The sequence below is a fragment of the Fructilactobacillus sp. X2R1C1 genome, assembly GCF_059901435.1.
Genome location: NZ_JBWXUV010000131.1, coordinates 1 through 248, shown reverse-complemented (window position 1 = coordinate 248; position 248 = coordinate 1). Strand labels below are relative to the sequence as shown.

The following is a 248-nucleotide window of genomic DNA, read 5'->3' as shown; positions in this document are numbered from 1 at the left end:
GATACGGCGGTCGTTTTGGCCGATAATTTCCGTTCGGCCAAAAACGTCGATGACTTTACCAACTTAGTCTTTTCTCAAATCATGGACCGGGGTCTTGGTGAGATGAACTATACCGGCAACGCCAAGTTGAAGTACGGGGCCACTTACTACGGTGATGCCGTCAAATCAAACGCCAACGTTATGATGTACGTTGATGATTCAGACCATGATGACGACGATCTGACCCTTGAACCAGACAGTAGTTCTGA

The 248-nt window shown here is 47.6% G+C and carries 1 protein-coding gene; it reads left to right on the top strand.

Annotated elements, in window-relative coordinates:
- Positions 1-15 precede the first annotated feature (15 nt).
- Positions 16-248, top strand: a 233-nt coding sequence (locus tag AC6UDG_RS07760) for a hypothetical protein (protein WP_500706998.1), incomplete at its 3' end; no start/stop codon positions are given.